Origin of the sequence: Streptomyces chiangmaiensis (assembly GCF_036281785.1) — a bacterium.
GTDB classification, from domain to species: domain Bacteria; phylum Actinomycetota; class Actinomycetes; order Streptomycetales; family Streptomycetaceae; genus Streptomyces; species Streptomyces chiangmaiensis.
Genome location: NZ_JAYWVC010000334.1, coordinates 1 through 5,758, shown reverse-complemented (window position 1 = coordinate 5,758; position 5,758 = coordinate 1). Strand labels below are relative to the sequence as shown.

The 5,758-nt window shown below is 68.4% G+C and carries 5 protein-coding genes; 2 read left to right on the top strand and 3 right to left on the bottom strand.

Annotation, left to right across the window (positions count from 1 at the left end; translation table 11 throughout):
- Nucleotides 1–67: 67 nt before the first annotated feature.
- On the bottom strand, nt 68–997 hold the full coding sequence (locus tag VXC91_RS41720) for a pyridoxamine 5'-phosphate oxidase family protein (protein ID WP_329512578.1): 930 nt from the start codon (nt 995–997) through the stop codon (nt 68–70).
- A gap of 842 nt (nt 998–1,839) precedes the next feature.
- Nucleotides 1,840–3,531: an acetolactate synthase large subunit gene (locus VXC91_RS41715; RefSeq protein WP_329512577.1), complete on the bottom strand. Its 1,692-nt coding sequence runs from the start codon at nt 3,529–3,531 to the stop codon at nt 1,840–1,842.
- Between the two features lie 217 nt (nt 3,532–3,748).
- On the opposite strand from VXC91_RS41715, the gene VXC91_RS41710 reads away from it, so the two are divergent.
- Nucleotides 3,749–4,486 carry a flavodoxin family protein gene (locus VXC91_RS41710; RefSeq protein ID WP_329512576.1) on the top strand — a complete coding sequence of 246 codons (738 nt, stop codon included), beginning with the start codon at nt 3,749–3,751 and terminating at the stop codon, nt 4,484–4,486.
- 53 nt (nt 4,487–4,539) lie between these two features.
- Here VXC91_RS41710 and VXC91_RS41705 read toward each other — a convergent pair whose 3' ends face one another.
- Entirely contained in the window at nt 4,540–5,409 is an 870-nt protein-coding gene (locus VXC91_RS41705) for a hypothetical protein (protein ID WP_329512575.1), read from the bottom strand.
- A 103-nt stretch (nt 5,410–5,512) separates the two neighbouring features.
- Here VXC91_RS41705 and VXC91_RS41700 point away from each other — a divergent pair.
- Nucleotides 5,513–5,758: hypothetical protein (locus VXC91_RS41700; protein ID WP_329512574.1), on the top strand; the 246-nt coding region annotated here is incomplete at its 3' end.

The window sequence follows — 5,758 nt, the reverse complement described above, 5'->3', positions numbered from 1 at the left end:
GTCCGCTCAAACGAACCCGCCCACGAAGCGATCATCAGCCCCGACCACTACCTTTCCGGTCGCCGCACTAGCGCCGCGGGCGCTCGTACGGAGCGCGGTCGGCCGCCTCGGCCGCTGCGTCGAAGAAGTCACCGCCCTTGCGCTTGGAGTCGTCCGTACCCCACGCGCGGTCCCCACGTGCCGGGACCTTCTGAAGATGCGGAATGTGCTTGGCACAATGGATGTACGCCTCCTCCACCGTGACCTCCACCCACAGCTGGGCCCGGCGGCCGGGCACGGGGTCGACCGGCAGGTCCGGACGTTCGCGGCGCATCTCTTCGTCGGGGACGATACGGGCCTGGCCGTTGACATGGAGGCCGATCCGGTCCTGAAGGAAGTCGATCATGAGAATGCCGATGTGCGGATTCTCCTGAATGTTTCCGAGGCTGGCAAGGACGCCATTGCCGCGATACTCGGGGTAAACCAGCGTCCTGTCGTCGCAGACCTGGATGAAGCCGGGAGGGCCGGCCCGGAAGGTGTTGTCGCACTCTCCATGGATGTCGGAGGTGGCGAGGAAGAACATCTCCTGCCGTGCCGCGAACTCCCGCATCCGCGGGTTGAGCCGGTCGAGCACCTGCTCGTCGTAGAACTTGTCGGCGCGGTCGGAGGTGCCCATGCGCTCTTGGAGCCGGTGTTCGCCGTCACTGCCTGGGCGGTTGGAGCGGGTGGGTCGGACGCGGCGGGCGCCTGGTACGAGGACCCGCTGATGCTGGATCGGAGCGTCGTCTCCATCGACGACCAGGTCGGCGCTTTCGGACCTGAACGCGGCCGCCCCGCTGCCGTCCTGCCCGGCCCGGAGGGGGCTCGTGACCACTCCCGGGCGCGCTGCTACGACCCCCTCGGGACCTGGCTCCGCCCCGCCGCCCTGCACCGGGGCAGGGCTCGGGACCGGCTTGCGACCCGGTTCTTCGTTCCGGCCCCGGCCCGCGTGCCGGTCCAGGTTCACATGCCCGTCCACGTTGCTCAGTGTCTCCTTCAGGCGCTCATGCCGTGGCCCGGCGTAGCCGCGACCAGTTCTTCGATGGAGTCGTACCGTACGCGCTGGGAGCGGATGCCGGCCTGCGCGAGGATGCCGGCGCCGCCACGGACGACGGTCGGCAGTCCGGGCGGATGGCCTCACAGGCATGCCACGGGCCGAACTGTCCTACGACGTGGGGCAGCTCGCCGCTCAGGGTATTCGTCGAGCCGACGGAGACCACCGGTCGAACCGACGGCCAAGAGTGCTTCCGCTGCACTGCTTCACCTGCCGTAGCTGCCGTCACCGGCCGACGAAATGGTCGAAGTCGCCAGTTCATCCCGTGATCGGCATGCCGCTCCATGCCACCTCCTCGGACAGACAGCCGGACATCCAAGCCAGACGTGCGAGGTTCCGCCGCAGCCTGACAGCCCCTCACGGCTACGAAGCGCACGACCGCCGGGCCAAGCCGGCCTCAGACCTTACCGGGCCACGAACGAGACGCAAGGGCGAGGCTCCCCAGCCCGTCCGGAAGCCATCGATTCATGCAGATCTGTTGGCGGCCGGGATGATTGCCACTCTGTTCGGTCAGTCATGAATCGCCGGGATCGTCGCGCCGGCAGTCAGGGGAGGACCGCTTGGGGCGGTCTCGCTCTTCGCCGACCGCGGCTACGACCACGACTGTCTTGGGGCAGGCTGCTGTGGCGGCCGCCGCTCGGCGAATGCGTGGGCGATGTCGTGTCTGCGCACGTAGGCGCCCAAGCCTGCAAGCAGCACTGGGAGTGCTGGGGGTGCTTCAACGGAAGGGATGCGGTTCGGGCCCCTGCCGACGCAGGAGACGACGATCAGAACGGCCCGTGCAGACTGCCCAGTTTGTCGGTCAGGCGCAGGTTCTCGGAGTAGTCGACGGGGCAGGCGATGACGGAGACGGTGTCGTCGTCCAGGGCACGGCGCAGTGTGGGCAGCAGTTGGTCGGCGGCCTCGATCGAGTAGCCGCGGGCGCCAAAGCTCTCCGCGTAGGCGACCAGATCCGGGTTGGTGAACCGGGTATGGCTGTGACGGCCGAGTTCGAGCTCCATCTTCCAGGTGATCAGGCCGTATTCCTCGTCCACCAGGACGAGGACGACCAGCGGGATGCGTTCGCGGACGGCGGTCTCCAGTTCCTGGGAGTTCATCAGGAACGAGCCGTCGCCCATCATGGCCAGGACCTGCCGGTCCGGCCGGGCGAGCTTGGCGGCGATGGCGCCCGGCAGCGCGAATCCCATGGTGGACAGGCCGTTGGAGAGCAGGCAGGTGTCCGGCTCGTAGGTCGGGTACAGGCGGGCCATCCACATCTTCCCGGCGCCGGTGTCCGCGAGCACGATGTCGTGGCGGTTCAGGGCGGTGCGGACATCGGCCACCACGCGCTGCGGAACCACGGGGAACGCGTCGTTGCCGCGTCCGTACCGGAGCTCCTCGTCGAGGAGCCCACGGATCTTCTCGCCGGTCCTCGACTCGTAGGTGAGGTGGTCGGGCAGTGCGGCCGCCAGTGCGTCCAGCGCCTGAGAAGGGTCGCCTTCGACTCCCACCGCGACCGGGTAGTGCGCGTCCACCTCGGCAGGGAAACGGTGCACATGCACGATCCGCTTGTCGCCGTTCGGGTTGATCTTGACCGGATCGAACTCCTGGATCTCGTAGCCGACACAGACAAGCACGTCGGCGGTGTCGAAGCCGAAGTTGCCGTAGTCGTGACGCATGAAGCCGACCGCGCCGAGAGCGCCCGGGTGGTCGTCGGGAAAGACACCCTTGCCGTGGAACGTGGTCGCCACCGGGATGTTCAGCCGCTCCGCGAACCGCACGAGGGCGGCCGAGGCCCTGGCTCTGGCGGCGCCGTGACCCGCCAGCACCACAGGGCGTCGCGCGGCGGTGAGAACGTCGGCGGCCCGCGCGATCTGCGAGGGCGACGGCGCCTCGCTGCGAACCGTGTCGATCTGCAAGGGCGAGAGCGGTTCGGCGGGATATTCAGTTTCGATGTCCTCCGGCACCGCCAGGAACACCGCGCCGGGGCGTTCGCTCTGCGCGGTCTTGAACGCCTTGCGCACCATCTCCGGCACCGCGTCAGGACACTCGACGCAAGCAGCCCACTGGGTGACGGGAGCGAACATCGAGACGAGGTCGATGACCTGGTGCGACTCCTTGTGCATGCGGCGCAGGGCACCCTGTGCGGCCAGAGCCACCATCGGTGTGCTGTTGGTCGTCGCGTCGGCGGTGCCGAGCAGCAGATTGATCGCGCCGGGACCCAGGGTGGCCGAACACACCCCGGCCCGGCCGGTCAGCCGCCCGTAGATCTCCGCCATGAAGGAGGCGGCCTGCTCGTGGCGCACCAGAACATAGCGGATGCCAGAGCCGCCCACCGCATCGACGAAGAGGATGTTCTCCTCACCTGGGATCCCGAAGACATACTCCACGCCTTCGGCCTCCAGACAGCGAACCAACAGGTGGGCCACGTCCCCCACTGCCGTCGTGTTCCGCGACTCCGTCGCGCCATCGATGCCCATGAGGCGACCGTAGGCACGCCGACCGCCCCCGGGCCACTCACCAGCAGCCGACAGGGGCCCGGCAGGGCTTCTCGAGGGAGGCAGCGACCCGCGTCGCACTCGGACATTCCCTGCACCATTCGGACGCGTCGCAGGGGCGCCTGCCACGGCCAGTCCGCACGCTGAACGCAGACGCGCCGCCCTCCACAGTGCGGCGGCAGGGCTCTGGGAGGACCGAGTGACCGCTTCATCGCCCGCCACCGACGCACCGCCGGCCCGCTACGACGACCTGCGCGCTCTGGTCATCAACTGCACACTCAAACGGTCACCGGAACGGAGCAACACCCAGGGACTGATCGACCGTAGCACCGCCATCATGGATGCCCAGGGAGTGCGGGTCGACGTCGTACGGGCCGTGGACCACGACATCGCCACCGGTGTCTGGCCCGACATGAGGGAGCACGGCTGGCAGACCGACGCCTGGCCGGAGCTGTACCAGCAGGTCCTGGCGGCCGACATCCTCGTACTGGCCGGGCCCATTTGGCTGGGCGACAACAGCTCGGTGATGAAGCAGGTGATCGAACGTCTCTACGCCTGCTCCAGCCTGCTCAACGAGGTCGGCCAGTACGCCTATTACGGACGGGTCGGCGGCTGCCTGATCACCGGCAACGAGGACGGCGTCAAACACTGCGCCATGAACGTCCTCTACAGCCTCCAGCACCTGGGCTACACCATCCCTCCCCAGGCAGACGCCGGATGGATCGGCGAGGCGGGCCCCGGACCCTCGTACCTCGACCCCGGCTCGGGCGGCCCGGAAAACGACTTCACCAACCGGAACACCACCTTCATGACCTGGAACCTGCTCCATCTGGCCCGCGCGCTGAAGAACCTCGGAGGCATCCCCGCCTACGGCAACCAGCGCACCACCTGGGACGCAGGCTGCCACCGCGACTACGAAAACCCCGAGCACCGGTAGGCACCGGGGATCTCACTGCGCGGCACGTCTTACCCTGCTGTGGGCCGCACAGATCACTTCACGCCGGACGGCAAGGCCACGCTCCCGCCGAACACCCCACCGTTGTCGGCCTGTACCTCCTGACTCACCGTGATGTCCGCACCCCGGAAGGGGACGAGGAACGTGAACGCGTACCGGTGCGACGCAGGCCGATATCCGTGCGCACGGTCCAGGTCCCACGATTCGCTGAAACTCTTGAGCGCGATCTGGCTGTCGGTCGCCGTCACCCCGGCCTTGCGCAACTGGTCCAGCGCGGGTTCCACCTCCCGCACCGCCCGCTTCAGCGCGGGACGGTTCCGGGCAGCCGACAACTGCCAGCCAGATGCGCTGACTTGTAGCCGCACGCCCGTCGCCGTACGACTCACCTCCGCACTCTTGGCGTACGCCGCGAACGCGTCCAGCTCGGCCACGGGATCCTCGACGTCATTGGCTATGTCCGGATCAGACAACGGCCCCTTCTTCCACCCCTCGGCAGCGTCCTTGACGTAACCCGTGCCGCCGACGACGTACACCACCTCCGGCTTGCGCACCCCCTTGCTGGTGGTGACCGTGCCGGTCTGCTGGAGTGCGGCTGGGTCGGTGGTGCGGTGCACGGTCGCGGCATAGGTGGCGCTGGACGGCGCCTGCCCCTGCATGACGGCGGACTCGCTGCCACGCAGGGCGAACGTCCACCCCTTCTCGGCCCCCATGGTCTGCCGAGCGCGGGCAACGAACTGCGCGGCGGTCTTCGGCTCCGGGGCGGCGGCCCCGCTCCCGGGACGCGTGTCCTTCGGCTCCGGTTGGGCCTGCGTGGTTTTCGAGGAGGCGTCCCGCCCCGCCGGCTTCCGATTGCCGTCGTGCGCCGAGCATCCGGATGACACGGCCACGAAAGCCGCGACGAACACGACACCGACGGCACGGCGCCCACTCAGACGGACACGTATTCCGGTTCCGGACAGCACTTCACAGCCCTTCGGTGGAGTGGGGAGTTCGATGGCGGTGCGGTCAATGTATACAGCAGCCGGTGACGCGACAGCGAGCTTCCGGACAAAGGGGGGCACAGGGCCTCGGGCCAACGCGAGGCGCTCGTCGGAGGTCGACCCGCCCGCGAAGAACGGCCCGAACCGCAGCCGCGCCCAGCACGGTGACCTGCACTACCTGGACACGCTCATCGGCCCGAAGCTCCGCGCGGACCTCTACCGTGCCCGGGCCCCGATCCGTCATGCGGACCGCATCGAAATTCCGCTGTTCACC